This is a genomic window from Angustibacter speluncae, assembly GCF_054777815.1.
On record NZ_BAAHAF010000105.1, the window covers coordinates 1 to 1033 of the forward strand.

At 75.3% G+C, this 1033-nt stretch carries 1 protein-coding gene; it reads left to right on the plus strand.

Features of this window, described 5'->3' with window-relative positions:
• Positions 1-926 (plus strand): peptide chain release factor 1 (prfA, locus tag ACYVKY_RS13295; RefSeq protein WP_460435474.1); only part of this gene is annotated, 926 nt, incomplete at its 5' end.
• Positions 927-1033 lie beyond the last annotated feature (107 nt).

Below are 1033 nucleotides of genomic sequence, written 5' to 3' on the forward strand. Positions count from 1 at the left end.
GGCGCGCCGCCGCCGACGACGCCGAGGACGGCGCCGAGCTGGCCGCCCAGGACCCCGACTTCGCCGCCGAGCTCCCGGCGCTGCAGGCGGCGCGCGCGGCCGCCGAGGAGCGGCTGCGCACGCTGCTGGTGCCGCGCGACCCCGACGACGCCCGCGACGTGATCCTCGAGGTCAAGGCCGGCGAGGGCGGCGAGGAGTCGGCGCTGTTCGCGGGCGACCTGGTGCGCATGTACCTGCGCTACGCCGAGCGGCGCGGCTGGTCGACCGAGGTGCTCGACAGCACCGAGAGCGACCTCGGCGGCTACAAGGACGTCGCGATCGCGGTGAAGTCGCGGGGCACCGTCGCGCCCGAGGACGGCGTGTGGGCGCGGCTGAAGTACGAGGGCGGTGTGCACCGCGTGCAGCGCGTCCCCGTCACCGAGTCGGCCGGACGCATCCACACCTCCGCCGCGGGCGTCCTGGTGCTGCCCGAGGCCGAGGAGGTCGAGGTGAGCATCGATCCCAACGACCTGCGCATCGACGTCTTCCGCTCGTCCGGGCCCGGTGGGCAGAGCGTCAACACCACCGACTCGGCGGTGCGCATCACGCACGAGCCCACCGGGATCGTCGTGTCGTGCCAGAACGAGAAGAGCCAGCTGCAGAACCGCGAGCAGGCGATGCGCATCCTGCGGGCCCGGCTGCACGCGCTGGCCCAGGAGCAGGCCGACGCCGAGGCCGCGGCGGCCCGCGCCTCGCAGGTGCGCACGGTCGACCGCTCGCAGCGCATCCGCACCTACAACTTCCCCGAGAACCGGATCAGCGACCACCGCACCGGGTTCAAGGCGTACAACCTCGACACCGTGCTCGACGGCGAGCTCGACCCGGTGGTGCAGTCGGCCGTCGACGCCGACGAGGCCGCCCGCCTCGCGGCCGCCACGGCGGGGTGAGCCGACGGTGACGACCGACCTGTCGGCGGCGCTGCGGGCAGCGAGCGCGCGGCTCGCCGAGGCGGGCGTCGCCAGCCCGCGCGCCGACGCCGAGGCGGTGGCGGCGT